We start from the raw sequence: 22,790 nt of genomic DNA, 5'->3' as shown, positions 1-22,790 counted from the left end.
AACGGCTTCAAGTACGACAGCGTGCAGTTCGGCCTGAACGGCGCCTCCTACTTCGGCCGCCTGTGGGTCAAGTTCTAAAACCAATGGGGACGTAACACATTCGCCAATTGTGTTACGTCCCCGATTGTGGACGGACAGCCAGCGCCAACGGCGTTCCGCGCAGCGATGCGCGGGACGCCGTTTTCACTTGGGCGAATGGTAACATCTGCTTACATCTTCCTAACTCAAGGCAACGCCGGGCCGTCATACACTCGGCGCATGCCGGGGTCGCGTGCCACCCCGGCCCCCTGGAATACCTGGAGTGCCCATGCGCAGATCCCTGCTACCGTTGTTGTTATCACTGCTGCCGATGCTGGCCTGCGGCTATGCCTACGCCGCCCTGGGCGGCGCCCCTTCCCATTTCGGCGCCACGCCGGCCCGGCTCACGGCGCGCAGCCTGGCCGCCGCCACGGCCGGAACCGCGGCCGCGTGGACGGTGAGCACCACCACGCTCGACAGCGGCACCGTGGTGCGCGAATACGTGAACCCGGCCGGCGCCGTGTTCGCCGTCAGCTGGAACGGCCCCTTCCTGCCCGACCTGCGCACGCTGCTGGGCCAGCACTTCGGCACCATGACGGGCGCCGCCGCCCAGCGGCCCAAGGCCGGCCACTCGCAACTGGCCGTCGAGCGGCCCGACGTGGTGATCATCTCCAACGGCCACATGCGCGCCTTCAGCGGCCGCGCGTGGATACCGGGCGAACTGCCCGCCGGCTTCAGCCCCGACAACATCGAATAAGGACGCGCGATGACGACACCACCGAAGCCGGCGGCCAAGCCATTCCTCCCGCAGTCCTCCCCCACCTTGTCGACTTTGCCCACGTTGTCCATCCTGCGCACCTGGCGCGCGCGCACCGCCAGCGCACTGGCCGCCGCCGGCTGCGCCCTGGCGCTGGCCGCCTGCGGCGGCGGGGGCGGCGGCGCGAGCACCGTCCAGAACACAGCCACGCCAACGCCCACGCCGGCCACGCAGGCCGTGGTCAGCATCAGCGCCTCGCCCAGCACCGTCACGCTGGGCCAGGTGGTCAGCGTGACGTGGAGCGCCACCAACGCCACCAGCAGCGACTGCACCGCCGCGGGCGCATGGAGCGGCACCCTGCCCACCAGCGGCACGGACGCCGTCACGCCATCGGCCGTGGGCACGGCCAGCTACACCATCACCTGCAGCGGCGTGTCCAACACCACCAAGGTGACGGTCAACCCGGCGCCGCTGCAACCGACGGTGAGCCTGGCCCTCACGCCGGCCAGCCTGACCAGCGGCCAGAGCGCGCAACTGAACTGGTCCTCCACCAACACCACGGCCTGCACGGCCGGCGGCGCCTGGAGCGGCAGCAAGGCCACCAGCGGCGCCGTGGCCGTGGCGCCGACGGCGGCCGGCAGCTATCAATACACGCTCAGTTGCAGCGGCGACGGCGGCAGCGCCACCGGCAGCGCCACGCTCACGGTGGCCGCCACGTCCGGCGGCAACAACAGCACCGCGCTGCTGATCGATAACGGCCCGCCCGGCGCCGGCGGCGCCATCAACATCCCCTACGTGAACGTGACCGTGTGCCGTCCCGGCACCAGCGTGTGCCAGACCATCGACCACGTGCTGGTCGACACCGGCTCCTACGGCCTGCGCCTGCTGGCGCCGCTCGACCCCGCGCTGGCCCTGCCGCAGGTGACGACGGCGTCCGGCGCCAACGCGGGCGAATGCAGCAAATTCGTCAGCGGTTACACCTGGGGCGCCGTGCGCCAGGCCGACGTCAGGCTGGGCGACGAGACGGCGTCCGCCATCTCGATCCAGGTGATCGGCGACGGCGCGGCCAGCTTCGCCGCCGTGCCCGCCGATTGCAGCAGCGGCGGCAACAACCTGGGCACGCTGTCGGCGCTGGGCGCCAAGGGCATCCTGGGCGTGGGCCTGTTCAAGCAGGACTGCGGCGCGGCCTGCACCCGTTCCACGGCTGGCGGCATGTACTACGCGTGCACGACGGCCGGCTGCACGGCCAGCACCATGGCGCTGGCGCGCCAGGTGAGCAACCCGGTGGCCGCGTTCGCCGCCAACAACAACGGCGTACTGCTGGTGCTGCCGGCCGTGGCCGCGAACGGCGCCACCTCGATCAACGGCACGCTGGTCTTCGGCGTGGGCACCCAGGCCAACAACGCCATCGGCGGCGAGAGCGTCTACCGCGCCGACAGCAGCACGGGCGACTTCACCACCACCTACAAGGGCAAGACCTACAGCGCCAGCTTCATCGACAGCGGCTCGAACGCCTACTTCTTCGCCGACACCAGCATCCCCGCCTGCGCCAACAGCAGCGGCTTCTACTGCCCGCTGGGCACCCTGAGCCTGACGGCCACCAACGCCTCGTACGACGGCAGCAACGCCGGCGCCGTCAGCTTCATGGTGGTCAACATGGACGACCTCAGCGCCAGCATCACGGCCGCCCCGATCGGCGGCACGGTCGACAACCGCGCCAGCGTCTCGATCAGCAACGGCTTCGACTGGGGCCTGCCGTTCTTCTACGGCCGCCGCGTGTTCGTCGTGTTCGAAGGCAGCAGCGCCACGGCCGGCAACGGACCGTACTGGGCCTACTGACGGCTTCGCAAAAAACCGGGGTCAGGTCATGCTGCCGCGCAATTGCGCAACAGCATGACCTGACCCCGGTTTTTCTTTGCGACCGTTGGACGCCGGGGCGCTGGGAGTAACACCGATCGCGCCGGTCCGCGTTCGCCAATGGCGAGGTCGAACGATGCCCCGCAGCGCTGGATAAGGCTGCGGACATATGTCCGTTTCCCCTCTTGGCCGTGAGAGGCGAACATGCCAGGCGCATTGTTAAATCGCACCAACGAGCAGCCCCCGCGAGCCATGGCGCGGCGCACCGGATTGTGTCTTGCAAGTGGGTCGTGCCGTTGTCATCACCTTGTCATTTCGGCTAGTTACAGTCGCCACCTTTCTTTCCCTGCGAGGTAACGATGAAAACGAATCTGGTCCTGTTGGCTGCCCTGACCGCAGCCGGTCTGGTGGCATGCGGCGGCTCCTCGGCGCCGGACAACACCGCCACCTCCCCCGCCGGCCCCACCGTGCCGGCCATCCCGGACGGCACCACCGTCACGCTGGCGCTGCTGGAGACGACCGACCTGCACGCGAACGTGATGAGCTACAACTACTACGCGCTGGCCGACGACACCAGCCTGGGTCTGGAGCGCACTTCCACCCTGGTGCAGGCGGCGCGCGCGGAAAACCCCAACAACGTGCTGCTCGACGACGGCGACGTGATCCAGGGCACGCTGCTGGCCGACCTGCAGGCCGTGGCCAAGCCCGTGGCCTGCGCCGACACGCTGGCCATCCACAAGGCCATGAACGCCCTCAAGTATGACGGCGGCGGCATGGGCAACCACGAATTCAACTACGGCCTGCCGTTCCTGAGCCAGATCACCAACACCGACTTCGGCATCCCCGGCGTGAGCAAGCCGGCCGGCACCTGCGGCGCCCCCACCTTCCCGCTGGTGCTGACCAACGTGACGGGCGTGACCAGCCAGAAGCCGATCCTGCCGCCGTACGCGCTGCTGCCGCGCGACTTCGCGGCCGTGGCGCCGGACGGCAGCAAGCTGACCGTCAAACTGAACATCGGCATCATGAGCTTCGTGCCGCCGCAGATCCTGGAGTGGGACCAGAAGAACCTGGCCGGCAAGGTCGCCGTGACGGGCGTGCAGGAAGCGGCCAAGCAGTACGTGCCCGAACTGCGCAGCAAAGGCGCCGACCTGGTGGTGGCGCTGTCGCACGGTGGCCTCGACACCAGCGCCTACAGCCCGAAAATGGAGAACGGCAGCTACCACCTGAGCACCACCGGCATCGACGCGCTGATGATCGGCCACTCGCACCTGGTCTTCCCCAAGGCTAAAGAGCCGGGCGCGCCGGCGCTGGACCCCTCGTTCGCCGCCATTCCCGCCAGCGCCAACGTGGACGCCGTCAACGGCTTCGTGAACGGCGTGCCGACCGTGATGGCGCAGAGCTGGGGCCGGCGCCTGGGCATCATCAAGATGACGCTGGCCCGCCAGGGCGGCAAGTGGGTGGTGCAGCCGGCCAGGACGACGGTGGAATCGCGCGGCTTCAAATACACCGACGGCACCACGCTGGTGAAAGCCGATCCGGCCATCGCGCCGCTGGTGGCCACCGAACACGCGGCCACCATCGCCTACGCCAAGCAGCCGCTGGGCGTGTCGACCGACTTCGAAATGTCGGCCTACTTCGCGCTGGCCGGCGACGTGAGCGCGATCCAGCTGGTGAACCAGGCGCAGATCGACTACGTGAAGAAGTTCATCGCCGCCAGCACCGACGCCACCATCGCAAGCTACAAGAACATCCCCGTGATCTCGTGCAGCGCGCCGTTCAAGGCCGGCCGCAACGGCGCCTCCGACTTCACGGACGTGGCGCCAGGCGCCAGCGCGGCCGCGCCGGTGGGCCTGCAAGTGCGCAATCCGGGCGACCTTTACCTGTACAGCAATAACAACCTGCAGGCCGTGAAGATCAAGGGTTCCGACCTGAAGGCCTGGCTGGAGACGGCCGCCAAGCAGTTCGGCCAGATCGACCCGGCCAAGGCGACCGAGCAGGATCTGGTGCCGAGCTATGGCACCATCTACAACTACGACGTGTTCTACGCCGAGAACAACGCCCTCACCTACCAGATCGACGTGACCAAGCCGGCGGGCAGCCGCATCGTCAACCTCACCTACCTGGGCAAGGCGGTGGCCGATGGCGACGACTTCATCGTGGCCACCAACGACTACCGCGCCGGCGGCGGCGGCAACGTGCCCGGCATCGACGGTAGCAAGACCATCATCAAGTCGCCGGACGCGAACCAGGCCGTGGTCAGCAACTACCTGATGGCGCAGGGCCAGACCGGCGGCAAGGTCACGCTGGCCAACAACGGCAGCGCGCGCAGCTGGAGCTTCGTCAAGGTGGCCACGGCCGGTCCCGTGATCCTGCGTTCGGCGCCCGGCCATCTGGCGCTGGCGCAGAGCAGCGGCATCAAGAACATCGTGGCCGAAGGTGGGCTGGATGCGAACGGCTTCGCCAAGTATCAGGTGGACTTGAGCAAATAAGCGCGCCAGGTGATCGCGCGCACAGGGTCGGGCCCTCGGGTCTGACCCTTTTTCATCGACACGGATGGAGCCCACTATGCAAACTCAAACCCACAAGCAAACCAGGGTCAGACCCAAGGGTCAGACCCTTTCCGCGCTGACGCTGGCGCTGGCGCTGTCGGCGTGCCAGCTGAGCAAACCCGTGCCGGCGCCGGCGCAGATCGAGAGCGTGTCGATGCGCGCCGCCCAGCAAGGCGATGTGGTGGCCGAGAGCCGCTTGCGCGACTGGGCGCAGCGGCAGGCGCCGGTGGCCCAGCGCGAGCTCGGGTTGCTCTATCTGACCCGCCCGGCCCAACGCGCCGAGGCGCAACGCCTGTTCATGCAAGCGGCCCGCGCGGGCGACGCGGAAGCGGCGTTCCAGTTGGCCCAGATGCTGCGCAACGGCGCGCCCGGCGTCGCCGCCGCGCCGGATCAGGCCATCCCCTGGTATCGGCAAGCGGCGCAGCAGAAGCACGCCAGGGCGGCGCTGATGCTCGGTATGCTGTTCAATAACGGGGAAGGCGTGGGCGCGGATCGCGCGCAGGGCGCACGTTGGCTGAGCGTGGCCAGCGATTTGGGCAACGCGCACGCCATGTTCCTGCTGTCGAACGCGTACCGCGAAGGCAGCGGCGTCGAGCGCGATGAAGCGCACGCGCGCCAGCTGTTGGAGGAAGCGGCCGAGCACGAATACCCGCCCGCGATCCAGGAGCTGGCGATGACCGTGCAAACGGGCGACGCGCTCAGCGACAAGGACGAACTGCGCGCCGCGCACTTGCTCAAGGAAGCGACCGAGCATCGGCACAACAACTGGAACCGCTTCTGAGGTCCGCCGTTCGGCCCGCGCGGCTCACGGCGGCGGGCCCGGTCGCCGATGCCTGGCGGGGCCGGCCCGCAGCCTAACGCCCGGGTTCCACATACCCCGCGAAGTTCTGCATGATCAATAGCGCGACTTGTTGCTCATCTGTGATAGTCGCTTCCGACTCGGCATTAAACACAACAGTAACGGTCACATTCATGTCCGTCGTTTCGAACTGCACCGAGGCCGTGCGCCCACCCAACGAGAGTTCCAGCCGGTTATAGGGAATGACCCGTGTAAATGTCCCGTCGAAATTTGAACCGGAGCCACCGTCCGTCGTCTCCCTGCGCAGATGGAAATCGCCGCCCTCGCGCAAATCGACCGTACATTCGGTCGTATGCGAATCGCCTGGCCCCATGTTCCACTGCATGATCTCGCCCGGTGTCGTGAAAGCGCGCCAGACCGTGTCGATAGTAGCGGTGATAACAACCGATACGGTGATTGTGGTATCCATTTCGCACCCCTTAATTATTATTCATTAAACAATGATTAAGGCACTGTACCGGACTTTTGGGGTGTGAAAATACACACTTTGTAACACCCGTGCTTGCCAGACCTGTTCACGGCCTCAGCCCGTCAACTGCGCCAGCTCCCGCGTCATGTTCTCGATCGCCCGCTCGTTGTACTGGTCGGCGAAATAGGCGTTGCCGAACAAGCGTCCCGCCTCGGCCTTGCGCCGCAGGTGGGCCAGCGCGCCGCCGCGCTGTTCGCGGTATTTCGCCTCCGTCAGATGCAGGTATTCCTGCCGGATGGCGCGTGCATAGTTCTGGTACACCTCCTCGTCCTGCCCGAGGATGGCCAGATCGACGCTGAGCATGATGTCCTTCAGACGGTGCTCGATGGCCGCTTCCTGGAAGTGGTCGGTGGCCCGTATCAGTTCGGCCGCATCGCCCATGTCGTGACACAGGCTGCTGCCCAGCCACAGCTGCACGCTGGCCTCCTCGTTCGACACGTCGCCGTGCACGGCGCCATATTCGGCGTCGTGGAACCAGAACGCTTGCTTGATGATGTCCACGTCGCGCGGGTCGGGCTGGGTGTTGGCGGCCCACACGCGGATCTCGCACAGGCCGTGCACCAGGTGGTCGAGGTTGTGGTAGTGGCGCGTCGGACCGCCATAGGCCGTGCTGCCCGTCAGCCGCACAAACCATGCGTCGGCGTGGGCGATCGATGGCGCATCGGCGTGCGCGTAGTCCCACAGGGTTTCCCACTCCTTGCGCAGCCAGCTCAACACCCAGGCGTGGTAGGCCGGGCCGGGGACGAATTTTTTCATGATCCAGTTCCAGCCTATCGGCCCCTCCAGCGCCTTGACGAAGCTGGAACTGACGGAGCCGAGGTCGCGCGGCGGCATCACGAAGATGGTCTTGGCGCCCTGCAGCACGTCGACGTTGGTTTGCTGGATCAGGTTTTCGTAGTCGAAATCGGCGGTGGTGCGGATGCCGCGGATCAGGCAGTCGGCGCCGTGCTTCTTGGCCGCGCGCGCCGTGTAGTCGCCCTTGACGATCACCACCTGCACGTTGTCCCAGCCCTGCTCGGCGCAACTGAGGGCGATGATGCTCTTGCGCTCCTCGGCGGAGAACTTGGGCTTCTTGGCCGGATTCTCGGACAGGAACACCAGCACCTCGTCCGCCAGCGAACGCGCTTCGCCGATCACCCACATGTGGCCGTTGGTGATCGGGTCCAGGGTCCCGGAAAATCCGATTTTCTTCATTCGCCGCTCCGCCGCGTGTCGCGTGTCAAAAGCGACATTCTAGCCGGAGCGGTGACTCAACTCGGAGGAAATTCTATCCGCACCCGCAAGCCGCCCAGGCGCTCGGATTGTTCCAGCGCCAGCGTGGCGCCGTGCCGTTCGGCGATGGCCTTGATGATGGCCAGCCCCAGGCCGCTGCCGCCGGCGCTGGCGCCGGGCACGCGGTAGAAGCGGTCGAACACCCGCTCGCGTTCCTCGGGCGAGATGCCGGGACCACTGTCGTCCACGCACAACGTGACGGCGCCGTTGGCCGCGCGCCGCAGCTCCACGTCCACGGTGCCGCCGGCCGGCGTGTATTTGATGGCGTTGTCGACCAGGTTGCGCAGCAGGATCACCAGCGCGTCCGGATGGCCGGCCACCGTGGCCTGGTCCGCATGGTGCAGGCCCAGGTCGATCTGGCGCGCCTGCGCCAGACCGGCCAGGTCGCCCAGCGTGCGGCGCGCCAGTTCCGTCAGGTCCAGCGGCGCCAGCTTGCTGTCGTCGGCCTCCTGGCGCGCCAGCACCAGCAGTTGCTCGACCAGGCGCGTGGCCCGTTCGATGCCGGCCGTCAGCCGGCCCACGGCCACGGCGCGGGCGCCGTCGTCGGCGGCCCGCTCCAGGCTCAACACCTGCAATTTGAGCGCGGCCAGCGGCGAGCGCAGTTCGTGCGCGGCGTCGGCCACGAAATGCTGCTGGGCGTCGAACGCCGTCTTCACGCGGCCGAACAGCAGGTTCAGTTCCTGCACCAGCGGCCGCACCTCGTCCGGCAGGTCGGCGTCGGACACGGGCGACAGATCGTCGGCCCGGCGCGCGGCCACTTGCCGCCGCACCCGCGCCACCGGCGCCAGCGAACCGCTCACCACCCACCACACCACCAGCATCAGCATCGGCGCCATGACGGCGATCGGGCCCACCGTGCGCAGCGCCAGCGTGCCGGCCATGCGCTGGCGCACGGCCATGTCCTGCGCCACCTGCACCGTCTGGTTGCTGGTGGCGACCGAGAAGATGCGGTAGGTGGTACCGTTGGCGCGCACGTTGGAGAAGCCCAGCACGGCGCGCTGCGGCAGCTCGGCGTGCGACCGGGAGCGGAACAGCTGCACGCCGTCCGGGGTCCACACCTGCACCACCAGGTCGTCGTTGTCCGATTCCGGGTCGGTCGCGCCGACGCTGTTGGCCAAGGGCGCGCTCGACCGCAGCGACAACGCCATCTGCTGCATGTGGTAGTCGAAGATCTGGTCGGCGTCGTACAGCGCGCTGCGGTAGGCGATCATGGCCTGGGCCACGGCCGCCATGGTGATGGCCGCCAGCAGGAACCACAGCAGGCGGCCGCGCAGCGAGTGCGTGACGGGGACGCGCGGCACTTTCACCTTCGGCACTTTCACCTTCATTCCTTGGGCACCATGTAACCGAGGCCGCGCACGTTCTGTATCAGTTCGCTGCCCAGTTTTTTGCGCAAGCCGTGGATGTAGACTTCCACGGCGTTGCTGTTGACCTCATCCTTCCAGCTGTACAGCTTTTCCTCCAGCTGGTGGCGCGACAGCACGATGCCGGGGCGGGCGATCAGCGCTTCCAGCACGGCCCATTCGCGGGCCGACAGGTTGACCAGTTTGCCCTCCACCGTCACCTCGCGCGTTTGCGGGTTGACCGTCACGCCCTTGTGCTCGAACACCGGTTCGGCGCGGCCGGCCGAGCGGCGCAGCAGCGCGCGGATGCGGGCCAGCAGCTCGTCCAGGTCGTAGGGCTTGAGCACGTAGTCGTCGGCGCCCGCGTCCAGGCCGGCGATGCGCTGCTCCTTGGCGTCGCGCGCCGTGGCCACCAGCACCGGCGTCAGCTCCTTGCGCGCGCGCATCGAGCGCAGCACCTCCAGGCCGTCCTTGCGCGGCAGGCCCAGGTCCAGCAGCACCAGGTCGTAGGTCTGGGTTTGCAGGGCCGTGTCGGCCATGTCGCCGTCCTTGACCCAGTCGACGGCGTAGTGCTCGGCCCGCAACAGGTCGAGCACCACTTCGCCGATCATCGTGTCGTCTTCCACCAGCAGAAGTCGCATGTTTGTCCTTTCTGTTTTTGTTGTCGCCCTCCGCCGGTGGCGTGATCAACCAAGCCGCACGGGAATGAAGATCTTCTCATCCCCGCGCTGGATCAGCAAGGCCACCGACTTGTCGGACTTGGCCACCACCTCGCGCACCTGCTCGATGCTGTTGACGGGCCGGCCGTTCACCGACAGCAGCACGTCGCCCGGCTGCACGCCGGCGTTGGCGGCCGCGCCGGCGGCGTCCTCGATCACGAGGCCGCCGGCCAGGCCCGCTTCACGCTTCTCCTGCGGCTCCAGCGGACGCAGGGCCAGGCCCAGTTTCAGCTTGGCGCTGGCGCCATGGGCCGGCTGGTCGGCGTCGGCCGTCTTGTCGGCCGCGTTGGCCAGGGTGGCCGTCAAGTCCACCGCCTTGCCCTGGCGCCAGACCTGCAACGTCACCTTGTCGCCCGGCGTGGCCAGGCCCACCACGGCCGGCAGGTCGCCGGAGCTGACCACGGTCTGGCCATTGAGCTTGCGGATCACGTCGCCCGGCTTGATGCCGGCCTTCTCGGCCGCGCTGCCGCGCTCCACGTTCGACACCAGCGCCCCTTCCGGCGTGGGCAGGCCGAACGAGTCGGCGAAGCCCTGGTTCACTTCCTGCACCGTCACGCCCAGCTTGGCGTGCACCACCTTGCCGGTGGCCACGATCTGGTCCTTGACCTTGTTGGCCACGTCGATCGGGATCGCGAACGACAGGCCCTGGTAGCCGCCCGTCTGGCTGTAGATCTGCGAGTTGATGCCGACCACTTCGCCGCGCGTGTTGAACAGCGGGCCGCCCGAGTTGCCGGGGTTGACGGCCACGTCGGTCTGGATGAACGGCACGTTGCCATCGGGCAGCGAGCGGCCCTTGGCGCTGACCACGCCGGCCGTCACCGTGCTCTCCAGGCCGTACGGCGAGCCGATGGCCAGCACCCATTCGCCCACCTTCAGGTCGTTGGCCTTGGCCAGCGGCACCACGGGCAGGTTCTTGGCGTCGATCTTCAGCACGGCCACGTCGGTCTTGGGATCGGAGCCGAGCACCTTGGCGCGGAACTCGCGGCGGTCGGTCAGCTTGACGCTCACTTCGCTGGCGTCGCGCACCACGTGGGCGTTGGTGAGGATCACGCCGTCCGGGCTGATGATGAAGCCGGAACCCACGCCGTGGGTCGGCACTTCGCGCATGCCGCGCTGCTGGCCCTGGAAGCGGCGGAAGAACTCGAAGAACGGGTCGTCGCCGAACGGGTCGCCACGACGGCTGGCCTGGTCGCCCATGTCCACGGCCGTCTTGGTGCTGCCGGTGACGCTGATGTTGACCACGGCCGGCCCGTTGTGGGCGGCGATCACGCTGAAGTCGGGCAGCGTCATCACGGGCGCCGCCACCGGGGCGGGGGTGGCGGCCGGTGCCACGGTCAGGCCGGGCGCGCCGGCGGCCACGGCATTGTTTTGATGCACGACGATCGCACCTCCCGCGGCCAGCACGCCTGCGGCGGCCACTGCCAGGGTAAGACGTTTGACGGTCATCGATCCGAACAGATTAGTTTTAGACATCGCGGTACTCCTGCATTGAATGAGGTTGTTGACGTATCCAATATGGAGCACAAGACTTAGGCACCGCTTAACCTTGGGCATCGTCCGTTGCGCCCGTGCAGGCGGGCGACGGCCACAAACGGCGCCGGCCGGACGAGCCGGCCAGGGTCTTGCTGCGGATTGTGTCGCGGGGCGCGCGCGGGCGGGCACGGCGGGCCGTGTCCCGGTCCGCGCTGCGCTGCCCCGCGCTACCTTAGGCGGCCTGGCGCTGCTGTTCCAGCGCGGTCACGTTGTCGCCGCCGATGACGATCTTGCGCGGCTTGTGCGCCTCGGGCACTTCACGCACCAGTTCGATGGTCAGCATGCCGTTCTCGAACGCGGCGCCGGTCACCTTGACGTGGTTGGCCAGCTGGAAACGCTGCTCGAAATCGCGCGCCGCGATGCCGCGGTGCAGATAGGTGCGCTCGGCGCCGTCGCGCTGCTTGCGGCCCACGATGTGCAGGGTGTCGCGTTCGGCCGTGATGTCGATCTCGGCGCGGTCGAAGCCGGCCAGGGCCATCACGATGCGGTACTTGTCCTCCGACACCAGCTCGATGTTGTAGGGTGGATAGCTGGGCTGGCTGTCGCCGCGCTGCGCGTCGTTGAGCAACTGGGCCAGACGGTCGAAGCCAATGGCGGAACGATACAGGGGGGTCAGGTCGAAAGTACGCATGGTGGATATCCTTTTCAAGTCAAGCGATATAAGGGAGGCGGTCCCCTGCTGGGCAACCGCTGAGTCCCATATACGGCGTGCGGCGGCGGTTTCAAGATCTTGAAAAACAGCCCCGCCATCCCCAGACGGCAAAAAAATTTTAACTTTTTTTGCCCCGACTACCGGCCAACATTATTGCGTGATTGTTCTGTTTCCCCCGTGCTACACTCGCCAGCTTTCCGACATTGCCACCGCCTCAACCATGACCGCGACCACGACAACATCCCCGTCCCGTCTGCCCCGCCTGCGCGCCACCGCGCTGCTGGCGGCCCTGCTGGCCACCGGCGCCGGCGCCCACGCCGACACCACGGCGGCGCGCGCCGACACCATCGCGGCGCCCGCCGACCAGCCCTACCCGGGCACCATCGTCCTGAAGGTGGACGCCAGCAACACGGCCCAGCAGATCTTCCGCATCCATGAAAGCATCCCCGTCCAATCCGGCAAGCTGACGCTGCTCTATCCGCAGTGGGTGCCGGGCAATCACGGTCCCAGCGGCCCGCTCAACCAGTTCGCCGGGCTCAAGCTGACGGTCGATGGCAAGCCGCTGGACTGGGTGCGCGACACCGTGAACGTGTACGCCTTCCATGTCGAGGTGCCGGCCGGCGCCACCACGCTGGAGGCGGAATACCAGTACCTGACGCCGGTGGAAGCCAACCAGGGCCGCACCACCATGACCGCCGACATCCTCGGCGTGCAGTGGCACGCGATGGTGCTGTATCCGGCCGGCCACCGCACGCGCGCCATCACGGTCCAGCCCAACCTGACACTGCCGGCCGGCTGGCAGTACGGCACGGCGCTGGAGACGGACCGGCGCACCGGCGACGCGGTCGCCTTCAAGCCGCTGGACCTCGAGAAGCTGGTCGACTCGCCCCTGTTCGCGGGCCGCTATTTCCGCCGCTTCGATCTGGCGCCGGGCGCCAAGGTCCCCGTGCACCTGGACGTGGTGGCCGACACGGCCGAGGCGCTGGACGCGAAGCCGGAACAGATCGCGCTGCACCGCGCCATGGTCACGCAGGCCATCAAGCTGTTCGATTCGCAGCATTACGCGCACTACGATTTCCTGTTCGCCCTGAGCGACGAGTTCGGCGGCATCGGCCGTGAACACCACCAGTCCAGCGAGAACGGCCTGAAGACCGGCTATTTCACGGACTGGGCCAAGTACGAAGGCGAGCGCGGCCTGCTGCCGCATGAATTCACGCACTCGTGGAACGGCAAGTTCCGCCGGCCGGCCGGCCAGGATGTGCCCGACTTCAACACGCCGCTGCAAAACGGACTGCTGTGGGTCTACGAGGGCCAGACCCAGTACTGGGGCCAGGTGCTGTCGGCCCGCTCCGGCCTGATCAAGCCCGAACACATGCGCGACCTGTTCGCCGCCATGGCCGCCCGCTACGACATGGTGCAGGGCCGCAGCTGGCGCGCCGTGCAGGACACGACGAACGACCCCATCATCAATGCCCGCCGTCCGCAGCCGTGGAACAACTGGCAGCGCGCCGAGGACTACTACTCGGAGGGCGCCCTGATCTGGCTCGACGTGGACACCAAGATCCGGGAAATGTCCGATGAACACCGCTCGCTGAACGACTTCGCGCGGCGCTTCTTCGGCGTCGACGACGGCGTCAGCGTGGCCAGGCACTACACCTTCGAGGACGTGGTGCAGGCGCTAAACGCGGTGCAGCCCTACGACTGGGCCGGCTTCCTGCGCACGCGCCTCGACGGCCACGGCCCCGGCGCCCCGCTCGACGGCCTGGCCCGCGCCGGCTGGAAACTGGTGTACACGGACAAGCCGACCGAGTTCCTGAAGACGCAGGAAGATTTGAGCAAATGGGCCAACTTCCAGTATTCGCTCGGCTTCTCGGTGAGCCCGGAAGGCAGGATAGAGGCGCTGCGCTGGGAAGGTCCGGCCTTCCGCGCCGGCCTGTCTGGCAACACCACGCTGCTGGCCGTCAATGGCCGCGCCTACAAGGCCGAGCTGCTACGGGCCGCCATCACCGCCGCCAAGGACGGCAAGCAGCCGATCGAACTGCTGGTCAAGAAGGGCAATCTGTACCACACCATCGCGCTCGACTACCGCGACGGCCTCAAGTATCCACGGCTGGAACGCATCTCCGGCACGCCGGACCGGCTGAGCGCCATTTTGCAACCGCTGAAGTAGGTGTATGCTAGCAATATGAACAAAGACACCGACATCCAGCTCAGCGGCCCGTTCAAGGCCACCGACGGCTCCGGCCGTGCCCACGACATCAAGGCGATCCGCATCTTCGACGAAGGTTACGGCGCCATCGACGTGTACGTCGATTTCGCCGCTTCCATCGCCGGCCTGCACAAGGACAAGACCCTGATCGCGGCCATCGTGGCCCAATTGCGCACCACCGGCTACAAGGGCCCGGTGCTGACGCCGGGCGACCCCGTGCTGCAGGAAAACAAACTGATGGTGCTCGAAGCGCCCGACGAATTCAACGCCTACGCGGCCGGCAAGGGCTGGAAGGACCTGGCCGAGGAATTCGACGACGACGAGTAAGCCCGCCATACGCCATCCGGGACCAGGGGCGCCCCCGCAGGTAAGCTTGACGTCAGTATTGGTCACTAAAGTTGAGCTACTGTAGCGAGGAGTACGCGATGTTCCTGTTTCGTCCTTTGATCGTCCTGGCCGCCCTTGGCGCCAGCGGCGCCGCGCTCGCCGAGGTCAGCTGCGACGATCCCGTCGCCGACTGGAAACCGCGCGAGCAACTGCAGCGCGAGGCCGAACAGCGCGGCTGGACCGTCCAGCGCATCAAAATCGACGACGGCTGCTACGAGCTGCGGGGAACCGACCGCCACGGGAACAAGCTCAAGGCCAAGTTCTCACCCGCCTCGCTGCGCATCCGCAGCCTGGCGGTGGAATTCGGGCCGACTGGCGAGACTACCGATTATCCGGGCCTGGAACCGCACGGCCCCATCCGCCGGCGCGCAGGCCCGGCCTCCCATGAGGAAACCCGATGAAATACACGACAGCTTACGCCTGCCTGGCAGGTGCTTTGGCGTTGCCCGGCCTGGCCCAGGCGCGCCCGGTGGTGCTGAACGCACAGCTCAAAAACTATGCCGGCAACGGCGCCTACCTGGCCGTCTACGTCACCGACGCGGCCGGCAAGTACAAGAAAACCCTGTGGGTGGCGGGAAAAAAATCGAAATACTACAAGCATCTGGGCGACTGGGCGCGCGGCAGCGGCCTGAGCGCGGCTGAATTCGACGGCGTCACCGGCGCCAGCGTGGGCAGCGGCAAGGCGCTCAAGGTGACGGTCGAGCTGGCCGACACGCTGATCGACGCCGGCTATGAAATCCGGATCGACAGCGCGGTCGAGGATGGCCGCGACCAGCCCGCCGACGCGCGCGCGCCGCTGACCAAACAGGGCGCCGGCAAGCCGGTCAGGGGACGCGGTTACGTCCAGTCCTTCAGCTACGACATGTAACCATCCTGCCCATGCTGCGACTGCTGCACTCGGTCCCCGGCCTGATCAGCGCACTGCTGGTCATGCTGATCGGGATGACGGGCGCGGTGCTGTCGCTCGATCCCGCGCTCGACCGGCTCGGCACCAGCGTGCCGGCCGGCGTCAGCGTGGCCGAACTGGCGCAGCGCGTCACGCGCCAGTATCCGGGCGTGGAGCAGATCCAGCGCACGCCGTCCGGTTCGATCATCGTCTACTACAGCGGCGCGGACGGCGCCTCGGGCGTGGACCGGGTCGATCCGGTCAGCGGCAAGCGCATCGCCGCCTACACGCCCCCGGCCTTCTCGCGCTGGGTCAAGGAACTGCACCGCTCCCTGTTCCTCGACACGGCCGGCAGCGCGGCGACCGGCATCACGGCGCTGGCGATGCTGGTCCTGTCGGTCTCCGGCATCGCGCTGCTGGTCAAGCGGGTCGGCGGCTGGCGCCGGCTGGCGCTGCCGCTGCACGGCAACCGCAGCCAGCGCTGGCATGCCCAGGTGGCGCGCCTGGCCGTCGCCGGCCTGCTGCTGTCGGCGCTGACGGGCAGCTACATGTCGGCGGCCACCTTCGCCCTCGTCTCCGACGGCACCCAGGACGAACCCGATTTCCCCACCGCCACCGCCGGCGGCACGCCGCTGCCCGCCGCCCGCCTGCCGGCCCTGCAGGCCGCGCGGCTGGCCGACCTGCGCGAACTCGACTTCCCGCTGGCCGGCGACCCCGCCGCCTTCTACACGCTGCGCACGGTCCAGGGCGACGCCTATGTCGACCAGGCCACCGGCGCGGTGCTCGTCTATCGCGCCCACAGCCGCGTGCGGGAAACCTACGAACTGATCTACCAGCTGCACACGGGCGAAGGCTTGTGGTGGCTGGGCTTGCTGCTCGGCCTCAGCGCCCTCGGCGCGCCGTGGCTGGCCGCGACCGGCGCCATCGTCTGGTGGCAGCGGCAGCGCGCCAAGCCGCGCATCGCCGGCAACAGCGCCGCGCAGTCGGCCCAGACCGTCATCCTGGTCGGCAGCGAGAACAACAGCACGTGGGGTTTCGCGCGGGTGCTGCACGACGCCCTGCGGGCCACCGGCCAGCGCGTGCACACCGCGCCCATGAACCAGTTCTCGTCCCGCCACGGCGGCGCGCGCCAGCTGCTGATCCTGACGGCCACCTATGGCGACGGCGAGGCGCCCGCCTCGGCCCGGCAGTTCCTGGCCCATGTGGCGGACGTGGCGCCCAATCCGGCCACCAAATTCGCCGTGCTCGGTTTCGGCGACCGCCAGTTCCCCAAGTTCTGCCAGTTCGCGCAGGATGTGGACGCGGCCATGGCGGCGCGCGGCTGGACCCGGGTGCAGGAACTGGCCCGCATCGACCGCCAGTCGAGCCAGGAATTCGCCCGCTGGGGCGTCGGCCTCGGCGCCGCGCTCGGCCAGCCGCTGGCGCTCGAACACGCGCCCGTCCATCCGCCCACCCATACGCTGCAACTGCATGAGCGCATCGACTACGGCCCGGAAGAACCGGACCCGACCGTCGTGCTGCGCTTTGTCGCGGCCCCGCCGGCGCCGGACGCGCCCTGGCTGACGCGCCTGCTGGCGCGGCAACGGCTGCCGCACTTCGAAGCGGGCGACCTGGCCGGCATCATTCCGCCCGGCAGCCCGATGCCGCGCTTCTATTCGCTGGCGAGCGGCGCCGGCAACGGGGTGCTCGAAATCTGCGTGCGCAAGCAGCCGGCCGGCGTGTGCTCGACCTATCTGCACGGCTTGCGGCCCGGCGACCGGGTCGCGCTGTTCATCCAGCCCAATCCGCAGTTCCGTCCGGCCTCGGGCAAGGCGCCGGTGATCCTGATCGGCGCCGGCACCGGCATCGGTCCGCTCGCCGGCTTCATCCGCAACAACACGGGCAAGCACCCGATGTACCTGTACTGGGGCGGCCGCAATCCGACCACCGATTTCCTGTACGAACCGGAACTGCGCAACTACCTGGCCGACCGCCGCCTGACGCAATTGCACACGGCCTTTTCGCGGGTGGAAAACGGGGAGCGGGTGCAGAACCGCCTGGTGGAGGACGCCGACAACATGCGCCAGCTGATCGGCAACCAGGGCCAGGTGCTGGTGTGCGGCAGCCGGGCCATGGCCGGCAGCGTGCGCCAGGCGCTGGACGATATCCTCGCCCCGCTCAAGCTGAACGTGCAGGCCTTGCGGGACGAGGGACGCTACCGTGAAGACGTGTTCTGAGCCTGGGGCGCCGGCGCTGCGGCGCTACAGCCTCCATGGCGCCACCATGGGCACGCGCTACAGCGCCGTGTTCTATGCCAGCCCGGCGCTGGCGGCGGACGCCGTGGGCGCCAGCCTGTTCGCCGCCGTCGATCAGGTCGACCGGCAGATGTCGGGCTGGGACCCGGCTTCCGACCTGTGCCGCCTGAACGCGGCGCCCGTCGATCGCTGGACCGCCATTCCGGAACAGCTGGCGCAGGTGCTGGCGGCGGGCCTGCTGGTCGAGCGGCTGTCGCATGGCGCCTTCGACATGGCGGTGGGCCAGTTGGTGGAGGACTGGGGCTTCGGCCCCGCGCAACAACCACCATCGCCGCGGCGCGCGGCGCAGCATGGCGCGGCCTACCACGCGGCCAGCGCGGCACTTGAGCTCGACCAGGCGGGCCGGCGCGTGCGCAAGCTGGCGCCGGTCACGCTGGACCTGTCGGGCATCGCCAAGGGGTATGGCGTGGATCAGCTCGCGCACTGCCTCGACGGCTGGGGCATAGAGCGCTACCTGGTCGGCATCGATGGCGAAATGCGGGCGCGCTCGGAAAAGCCCGATGGCGGCGCATGGACCGTGGCCGTGGAGAAGCCGACCTACGGCACGCGCGAAGTGGGCGGCGTGATGGAGTTGCACGACACGGCGATCGCCACCTCCGGCGATTACCGGCGCTGGGTCGATGTGGCTGGCACGCGCTATGCCCACACCATGCATCCGGGCTTGCGCCAGCCGGTGCTCAACCGGCTGGCGGCCGTCAGCGTGCTGGCGCCGAGCTGCATGCTGGCCGACGCCTGGGCCACGGCGCTGATGGTGCTGGGCCAGGTCGACGGCGTGGCGCTGGCCAGGGAGCGCGGCATGGATGCGCTGTTCGTGCTGCGCGACGGCGACCGGCTGGACGAGATCCTCGTCGCCGAAGGACGGGCGCTCGGCTAGCGGCGCGGCCCTTGCGGCCGACGCGGCCGACAGCTAACCAAACAAGCCGTGCAGGTACCAGCGCGGCTCGGCCTGTCCGTCCGCGCTGGCCAGGCGCTCGCGGTAGACCCAGTAATGCGCATGGTCCTGGCCCTCGGCGATGAAATAATCGCGGGTCTGGGTCTGGCTCCACCAGCCCGCTTCGATGCGCTCGCCACCCGACATCATTTTCAGCGGTGAACCGTAGAACGGCCGGTGGTCGCGCATCAGCAGCGCGACCGGCTTGGCCAGCAGCCAGGCCGGCCGGGGCAGGCTGGGCATGTCGGGCGGCAGCTGGGCGCGGGCGTCGGCCGGACGTATCTTTTCCTGCACGCTGACCCACTGGTTGGCCAGCTCCGGCCGGTAGTCGGCCAGCGGCGCGGCCTGCAGCACATTGTCCGGCCCCAGCCGCGCCACCAGCAATTCGAACAAGCGCTGCCGGTCTTCCTTGCTGCCGCCCGGTTCGGGAAACAACGATGCGCTGGGCGCGATCATGGGCCGCACTTGCGGCGCCTCCAGGCACAGGCCGATCACAGGCGCCTCCAGCACCAGCTTGCCCAGCCGCTCCTTGAGCAGGCGCAGCAGGTGCTCGGCGCGCCAGGTGGGCTCGGCCAGCACGATCTCCAGCACCGTGGGCGGCCGCGCCACCCTGCCCCGCTCATGCTCGAGCGCCAGGCTCACGCGTTCGACGGCGAACTGGCGCGCGCACAGCCAGCCCGTCATCTGCAGCAGCAGCCGGTGCGCGCCGAACAGCAGCGCTTCCGCATGCTCGACCCGGTCGAACAATTCCACCTTGGCGCGGAAACTGTCGGGCGCGGCCAGCCATTCGAACAACTCGGCCGCCTGCCCGTGCGCGCCATCGAGCATGTCGAGCAGGGCCCGGCCGCAGCGGCGCTGCAGGCCGGGACGGGGCAGGCGGCGCAAATCGCCCACGGTCAGGCAGGCGATGCCCTCAAGCCAGCTCAGGTAGGGCCGCGCGGGCGGCAGCAGGCTGCACGGCAGGCGCGCCAGGCGCCGTTCCAGCGTCGCCATCTTGACGCTGCGCCCGCCGCCGCCGCGGGCCAGCAGCCAGGCGCCGCGCGCCGTGGGCGCGCAGCCCAGCGCGGCCGTGAACCCCAGCGCCTGCAAACTGGCCAGCACTTGCCGGCACAAGGCGCGCACGCCGCCGAACAGGCGCAGGCTGGCGCCCACATCCATCAACAGCGTCGCCTCCTCGCCCTCGGCCACCTGGGGCGTGAATTGCAGCAGCGCCAGCGCCACGGCCTGCAAGGCCTCGGCCTCCAGCGCGGGCGCGCGCTGGTGCAGCTGGGCCTGCGGCGCCAGCATCAGCGCCCCGCCGCGCCGCATGCCCGGCCGCACGCCGGCCGCCTGCGCCTGCGGCGAGGCGACCAGCACGCGCTCCTGTTCCAGCACCACGCTGCCCTGGTCAACCGACCAGCGCGGGCAGAACACTTCGAGCGGGAGCCGGGGCAGGTAGAGGCCGATCCAGAGACGCATGGCGCTGCAACAAAGAAGGAGTGAGGGGCAGGAACAGCGGCGCATCGCGCTGCGGTCCCCGGCGCTTGACGAAGCCCAGCTCGATGCCGCCGGCCGCCGGCCGCAGCGACAGGCGCAACGGCGCCGGCGACGCATCCTGCGCGGCCGCCAGCGGACGCAGCATGCAGAACAGGGTGTCGCCGCTCTGGGCCGCCAGGTGCAGCCGGCGCAGCGTCTCGCCGCGCGCGTGGGTCTGCCACAGCAACAACGCGCCGCAGCAGCCGCTGCGCAACACCTGTTCCGCCGCCCACAGGGCGTCGCCGCTTTTGGCGCCGCTGCGTATCCAGATCAGCTGCGACGGCGGCACCCCCAGCGCGGCCAGCGCCAGCGCCTGCGGCACGTGGGGCGGTTGCAGCAGCACGATGGAACGCTGGCCCAGGCTGGCCAGGGCCGGCCGCAGCAAACGCAACTCGCCGCTGCCGGGCTGCTGCACCAGCAAATCGATCAGCGTGCCCAGCGGCCAGCCGCCGCCCGGCAACTGGGCCGACAGGGCGGCGAAGCCCGTATCGACGCAGCGGGTGCTGCTGTGCGCCAGTTGCGAAGCGAGCCATAACGACGGATGCACGGCTTCGGGCGCGGCAATGGGAGCGGAACGGGACATGGGATGCGAGGTAAAATACTGTATAAATACACAGTACTATTTGCGCCCCGTTTTGGCAAGGACTATCTGCGGCCGGGTGCGCTTCGGGTCGCGCTTTAACACTGGAAACCTTGCCCATGCTGTAACATGCTGGCGATACACGCAACCATCCCATCCGCCATGAATACCATGCAACTGATCGGCGCCGCCCTGTTCGCTCTGGCGCTGCTGCACACCTTCGCCGCCAAGTCGTTCGAAGTGCTGGCCCACCGCCACCCGCGCCACGCCGGCCTGTTCCACCTGCTGGGCGAAGTGGAAGTGGTGTTCGGCTTCTGGGCCTTCGTGCTGGTGCTGGCCATGGCCCTGCTGCAGGGCGGCGAGGCCGCCATCGAATATGCCGAGACACGCCAGTACACGGAACCGCTGTTCGTGTTCGTGGTGATGGTGGTGGCCGCCTCGCGGCCCGTGCTCGACAGCGTGCAGCGCGCGTTGCGCCTGCTGGCCCGGCTGGTGCCGCTGCGCGCGGAACTGGCGCTGGTCTGGTTCGGCCTGGCGCTGGTGCCGCTGACCGGCTCGCTGATCACGGAACCAGCCGCCATGACGCTGGCCGCGCTGATGCTGGCGCCGCTCGTGTTCCGCCAGGACATGCCGGAATGGCTGAAGTACGCCGCGCTGGGCGTGTTGTTCGTCAACGTCTCGATCGGCGGCACGCTGACGGCCTATGCCGCCCCGCCCGTGCTGATGGTGGCCACCACCTGGCAATGGGACAGCGCCCACATGGCCAGCCACTTCGGCTGGAAGGCCGCCGTGGCCGTGCTGTGCAACGCCAGCGTCGTCACCTTCCTGCTGCGCGGCCACGTGCGCGCGATCGCCCCGCCATCCGGCGCGGCCGACGCGCCGGTGCCGCTGGCCGTGGCCGCCATCCACCTGGCCTTCCTGGCCGCCGTGGTCGTGCTCGGCCATCATCCGGTCCTGTTCCTCGGCGTGTTCCTGCTGTTCCTCGGTTTCACGCAGGCGTATGAACGCTACCAGCAACCGCTGATCGTCAAGGAGGGCTTGCTGGTGGGCTTTTTCCTGGCGGGGCTGGTGGTGCTGGGCGGCATGCAGCAATGGTGGTTGCAACCGATCGTCTCCAGCCTGCCGCCGGTGGCCCTGTTCTTCAGCGCGCTCGGTCTGACGGCCATCACCGACAACGCGGCCCTCACCTATCTCGGCTCGCTGATCGACGGCATCTCCGCCCAGTCGCAATACATGCTGGTGGCCGGCGCCGTGGCCGGCGGCGGCCTGACCGTGATCGCCAACGCGCCCAATCCGGCCGGGGTGTCGTTGCTGCGGCGCGGCTTCCAGGACGCCTCGATCGGCGCCATGGGCCTGCTGCTGGGTGCGTTGCCGCCGACGGCGGTGGCGGTGCTGGCCTTCCTGCTGTGATCACCGACCCGCGCACCGTTGACACGCATCAAGCCCGCCCCCGTCTGCTATTCTTCGCCTGTCTGAACGCCGGCCGTTCGCACGACCGATGGCACCGGCGTTTGGCGACTAACCAATGCGAAAAGGAGACCATCATGAGCTATCTGGACCGTGATATTTTCGGTATCTACAAGCACTCGGACAAGAGCGGCCCCGGCCCTCGCCTGATGGGTGCGGACACGCTGATCGGTGAGGACGTGTACAACCAGAACGATGAGGATCTGGGCGACATCAAGGAAATCATGCTCGACATGCAGACCGGCGAAGTGGCCTATGCCGTGCTGTCGTTTGGCGGCATCGCCGGCATCGGCGAGAAGCTGTTCGCCGTGCCATGGGAACGGCTGTCGCTCGACACCGTCAACAAGCGCTTCGTGCTGGACGTGGACAAGGAAGCGCTGAAGAACGCGCCCGGCTTCGACAAGGATGACTGGCCCGACATGACCATGGACGACTGGGCCAACCAGGTGCACTCGTTCTACGGCACGGGGCCGGGCACCAGCCATCACTGATC

20 protein-coding genes are annotated in these 22,790 nt (G+C 68.4%); 12 read left to right on the top strand and 8 right to left on the bottom strand.

The genetic code is table 11. From position 1 onward, the window contains the following. Window positions 1-307 precede the first annotated feature (307 nt). The 4 genes from AC1RQG_RS23555 to AC1RQG_RS23540 all read left to right on the top strand — a co-directional run bounded on the left by AC1RQG_RS23555 (window position 308) and on the right by AC1RQG_RS23540 (window position 5,962). Window positions 308-775, top strand: a complete 468-nt coding sequence (locus tag AC1RQG_RS23555; protein ID WP_493135092.1) for a DUF2844 domain-containing protein — start codon at window positions 308-310, stop codon at window positions 773-775. 9 nt (window positions 776-784) lie between these two features. Then, window positions 785-2,614 (top strand): DUF3443 domain-containing protein, encoded by a 1,830-nt coding sequence (locus AC1RQG_RS23550; RefSeq protein ID WP_493135090.1) that lies wholly within the window; start codon window positions 785-787, stop codon window positions 2,612-2,614. A 377-nt stretch (window positions 2,615-2,991) separates the two neighbouring features. Beyond that, a complete protein-coding gene (locus AC1RQG_RS23545; RefSeq protein WP_493135088.1) occupies window positions 2,992-5,121 on the top strand; it encodes a bifunctional 2',3'-cyclic-nucleotide 2'-phosphodiesterase/3'-nucleotidase in 2,130 nt (709 codons plus the stop codon). A 76-nt stretch (window positions 5,122-5,197) separates the two neighbouring features. Beyond that, window positions 5,198-5,962: a tetratricopeptide repeat protein gene (locus AC1RQG_RS23540; protein ID WP_493135086.1), complete on the top strand. Its 765-nt coding sequence runs from the start codon at window positions 5,198-5,200 to the stop codon at window positions 5,960-5,962. Window positions 5,963-6,035: 73 nt separating this feature from the next. Here AC1RQG_RS23540 and AC1RQG_RS23535 read toward each other — a convergent pair whose 3' ends face one another. From AC1RQG_RS23535 to AC1RQG_RS23510, 6 genes are all read right to left on the bottom strand, one after another. Continuing rightward, entirely contained in the window at window positions 6,036-6,449 is a 414-nt protein-coding gene (locus tag AC1RQG_RS23535) for an SRPBCC domain-containing protein (protein ID WP_493135084.1), read from the bottom strand. 114 nt (window positions 6,450-6,563) lie between these two features. Beyond that, window positions 6,564-7,703, bottom strand: coding sequence for a pantetheine-phosphate adenylyltransferase (gene coaD / locus AC1RQG_RS23530; RefSeq protein ID WP_493135082.1), 1,140 nt, complete (start codon window positions 7,701-7,703; stop codon window positions 6,564-6,566). Window positions 7,704-7,759: 56 nt separating this feature from the next. After that, window positions 7,760-9,109 carry an ATP-binding protein gene (locus AC1RQG_RS23525; RefSeq protein ID WP_493135080.1) on the bottom strand — a complete coding sequence of 450 codons (1,350 nt, stop codon included), beginning with the start codon at window positions 9,107-9,109 and terminating at the stop codon, window positions 7,760-7,762. Beyond that, window positions 9,106-9,765 (bottom strand): response regulator, encoded by a 660-nt coding sequence (locus AC1RQG_RS23520; protein ID WP_182152158.1) that lies wholly within the window; start codon window positions 9,763-9,765, stop codon window positions 9,106-9,108. Before AC1RQG_RS23520 ends, AC1RQG_RS23525 begins: the two co-directional genes overlap by 4 nt. Before the next feature lie 45 nt (window positions 9,766-9,810). After that, complete coding sequence (locus AC1RQG_RS23515) at window positions 9,811-11,316, bottom strand: DegQ family serine endoprotease (RefSeq protein ID WP_493135078.1); 1,506 nt, start codon at window positions 11,314-11,316, stop codon at window positions 9,811-9,813. 232 nt (window positions 11,317-11,548) lie between these two features. Continuing rightward, the gene (locus tag AC1RQG_RS23510) at window positions 11,549-12,007 is read right to left on the bottom strand and encodes an Hsp20 family protein (RefSeq protein WP_493135076.1); all 459 of its coding nucleotides are present in this window, start codon (window positions 12,005-12,007) and stop codon (window positions 11,549-11,551) included. A gap of 241 nt (window positions 12,008-12,248) precedes the next feature. Here AC1RQG_RS23510 and AC1RQG_RS23505 point away from each other — a divergent pair, with 241 nt between their 5' ends. The 6 genes from AC1RQG_RS23505 to AC1RQG_RS23480 all read left to right on the top strand — a co-directional run bounded on the left by AC1RQG_RS23505 (window position 12,249) and on the right by AC1RQG_RS23480 (window position 18,678). Then, window positions 12,249-14,198, top strand: coding sequence for a M61 family metallopeptidase (locus tag AC1RQG_RS23505; RefSeq protein WP_493135074.1), 1,950 nt, complete (start codon window positions 12,249-12,251; stop codon window positions 14,196-14,198). Window positions 14,199-14,213: 15 nt separating this feature from the next. Then, complete coding sequence (locus AC1RQG_RS23500) at window positions 14,214-14,564, top strand: hypothetical protein (RefSeq protein WP_493135072.1); 351 nt, start codon at window positions 14,214-14,216, stop codon at window positions 14,562-14,564. A 98-nt stretch (window positions 14,565-14,662) separates the two neighbouring features. Beyond that, window positions 14,663-15,025 carry a PepSY domain-containing protein gene (locus AC1RQG_RS23495; protein WP_493135069.1) on the top strand — a complete coding sequence of 121 codons (363 nt, stop codon included), beginning with the start codon at window positions 14,663-14,665 and terminating at the stop codon, window positions 15,023-15,025. After that, window positions 15,022-15,492, top strand: coding sequence for a DUF2271 domain-containing protein (locus AC1RQG_RS23490; RefSeq protein ID WP_493135067.1), 471 nt, complete (start codon window positions 15,022-15,024; stop codon window positions 15,490-15,492). The genes AC1RQG_RS23495 and AC1RQG_RS23490 overlap by 4 nt, the downstream gene beginning before the upstream one ends. 11 nt (window positions 15,493-15,503) lie before the next feature. Further along, window positions 15,504-17,726: a PepSY domain-containing protein gene (locus AC1RQG_RS23485; protein ID WP_493135065.1), complete on the top strand. Its 2,223-nt coding sequence runs from the start codon at window positions 15,504-15,506 to the stop codon at window positions 17,724-17,726. Next, window positions 17,710-18,678 carry an FAD:protein FMN transferase gene (locus tag AC1RQG_RS23480; RefSeq protein ID WP_493135063.1) on the top strand — a complete coding sequence of 323 codons (969 nt, stop codon included), beginning with the start codon at window positions 17,710-17,712 and terminating at the stop codon, window positions 18,676-18,678. The genes AC1RQG_RS23485 and AC1RQG_RS23480 overlap by 17 nt, the downstream gene beginning before the upstream one ends. Window positions 18,679-18,711: 33 nt before the next feature. Here the strand turns inward: AC1RQG_RS23480 and AC1RQG_RS23475 are convergent, their stop codons facing one another. Together AC1RQG_RS23475 and imuA are read right to left on the bottom strand one after the other, a co-directional pair. Continuing rightward, on the bottom strand, window positions 18,712-20,193 hold the full coding sequence (locus AC1RQG_RS23475) for a Y-family DNA polymerase (protein ID WP_493135061.1): 1,482 nt from the start codon (window positions 20,191-20,193) through the stop codon (window positions 18,712-18,714). After that, entirely contained in the window at window positions 20,123-20,833 is a 711-nt protein-coding gene (gene imuA, locus AC1RQG_RS23470; RefSeq protein ID WP_493135059.1) for a translesion DNA synthesis-associated protein ImuA, read from the bottom strand. The genes AC1RQG_RS23475 and imuA overlap by 71 nt, the downstream gene beginning before the upstream one ends. A gap of 159 nt (window positions 20,834-20,992) precedes the next feature. On the opposite strand from imuA, the gene AC1RQG_RS23465 reads away from it, so the two are divergent. Together AC1RQG_RS23465 and AC1RQG_RS23460 are read left to right on the top strand one after the other, a co-directional pair. Continuing rightward, entirely contained in the window at window positions 20,993-22,240 is a 1,248-nt protein-coding gene (locus AC1RQG_RS23465) for a putative Na+/H+ antiporter (protein WP_493135057.1), read from the top strand. A 134-nt stretch (window positions 22,241-22,374) separates the two neighbouring features. Then, window positions 22,375-22,788, top strand: a complete 414-nt coding sequence (locus AC1RQG_RS23460; RefSeq protein ID WP_493135056.1) for a PRC-barrel domain-containing protein — start codon at window positions 22,375-22,377, stop codon at window positions 22,786-22,788. Window positions 22,789-22,790 lie beyond the last annotated feature (2 nt).

This window comes from Rugamonas sp. GW822-FHT03B10, from assembly GCF_058801745.1.
This window is presented reverse-complemented; position numbering and strand designations above follow the sequence as displayed.

Bases quoted from the DNA above. Each gene is read 5' to 3' on its own strand.
- AC1RQG_RS23490 (WP_493135067.1), top strand. From the start codon at position 15,022: ATGAAATACACGACAGCTTACGCCTGCCTGGCAGGTGCTTTGGCGTTG.
- AC1RQG_RS23540 (WP_493135086.1), top strand. From the start codon at position 5,198: ATGCAAACTCAAACCCACAAGCAAACCAGGGTCAGACCCAAGGGTCAG.
- AC1RQG_RS23525 (WP_493135080.1), bottom strand. From the start codon at position 9,109: ATGAAGGTGAAAGTGCCGAAGGTGAAAGTGCCGCGCGTCCCCGTCACG.
- AC1RQG_RS23475 (WP_493135061.1), bottom strand. From the start codon at position 20,193: ATGCGTCTCTGGATCGGCCTCTACCTGCCCCGGCTCCCGCTCGAAGTG.
- AC1RQG_RS23500 (WP_493135072.1), top strand. From the start codon at position 14,214: ATGAACAAAGACACCGACATCCAGCTCAGCGGCCCGTTCAAGGCCACC.
- AC1RQG_RS23495 (WP_493135069.1), top strand. From the start codon at position 14,663: ATGTTCCTGTTTCGTCCTTTGATCGTCCTGGCCGCCCTTGGCGCCAGC.
- AC1RQG_RS23505 (WP_493135074.1), top strand. From the start codon at position 12,249: ATGACCGCGACCACGACAACATCCCCGTCCCGTCTGCCCCGCCTGCGC.
- coaD (WP_493135082.1), bottom strand. From the start codon at position 7,703: ATGAAGAAAATCGGATTTTCCGGGACCCTGGACCCGATCACCAACGGC.
- AC1RQG_RS23545 (WP_493135088.1), top strand. From the start codon at position 2,992: ATGAAAACGAATCTGGTCCTGTTGGCTGCCCTGACCGCAGCCGGTCTG.
- AC1RQG_RS23515 (WP_493135078.1), bottom strand. From the start codon at position 11,316: ATGTCTAAAACTAATCTGTTCGGATCGATGACCGTCAAACGTCTTACC.
- AC1RQG_RS23460 (WP_493135056.1), top strand. From the start codon at position 22,375: ATGAGCTATCTGGACCGTGATATTTTCGGTATCTACAAGCACTCGGAC.
- AC1RQG_RS23510 (WP_493135076.1), bottom strand. From the start codon at position 12,007: ATGCGTACTTTCGACCTGACCCCCCTGTATCGTTCCGCCATTGGCTTC.
- AC1RQG_RS23520 (WP_182152158.1), bottom strand. From the start codon at position 9,765: ATGCGACTTCTGCTGGTGGAAGACGACACGATGATCGGCGAAGTGGTG.
- AC1RQG_RS23555 (WP_493135092.1), top strand. From the start codon at position 308: ATGCGCAGATCCCTGCTACCGTTGTTGTTATCACTGCTGCCGATGCTG.
- imuA (WP_493135059.1), bottom strand. From the start codon at position 20,833: ATGTCCCGTTCCGCTCCCATTGCCGCGCCCGAAGCCGTGCATCCGTCG.
- AC1RQG_RS23535 (WP_493135084.1), bottom strand. From the start codon at position 6,449: ATGGATACCACAATCACCGTATCGGTTGTTATCACCGCTACTATCGAC.
- AC1RQG_RS23485 (WP_493135065.1), top strand. From the start codon at position 15,504: ATGCTGCGACTGCTGCACTCGGTCCCCGGCCTGATCAGCGCACTGCTG.
- AC1RQG_RS23550 (WP_493135090.1), top strand. From the start codon at position 785: ATGACGACACCACCGAAGCCGGCGGCCAAGCCATTCCTCCCGCAGTCC.
- AC1RQG_RS23465 (WP_493135057.1), top strand. From the start codon at position 20,993: ATGAATACCATGCAACTGATCGGCGCCGCCCTGTTCGCTCTGGCGCTG.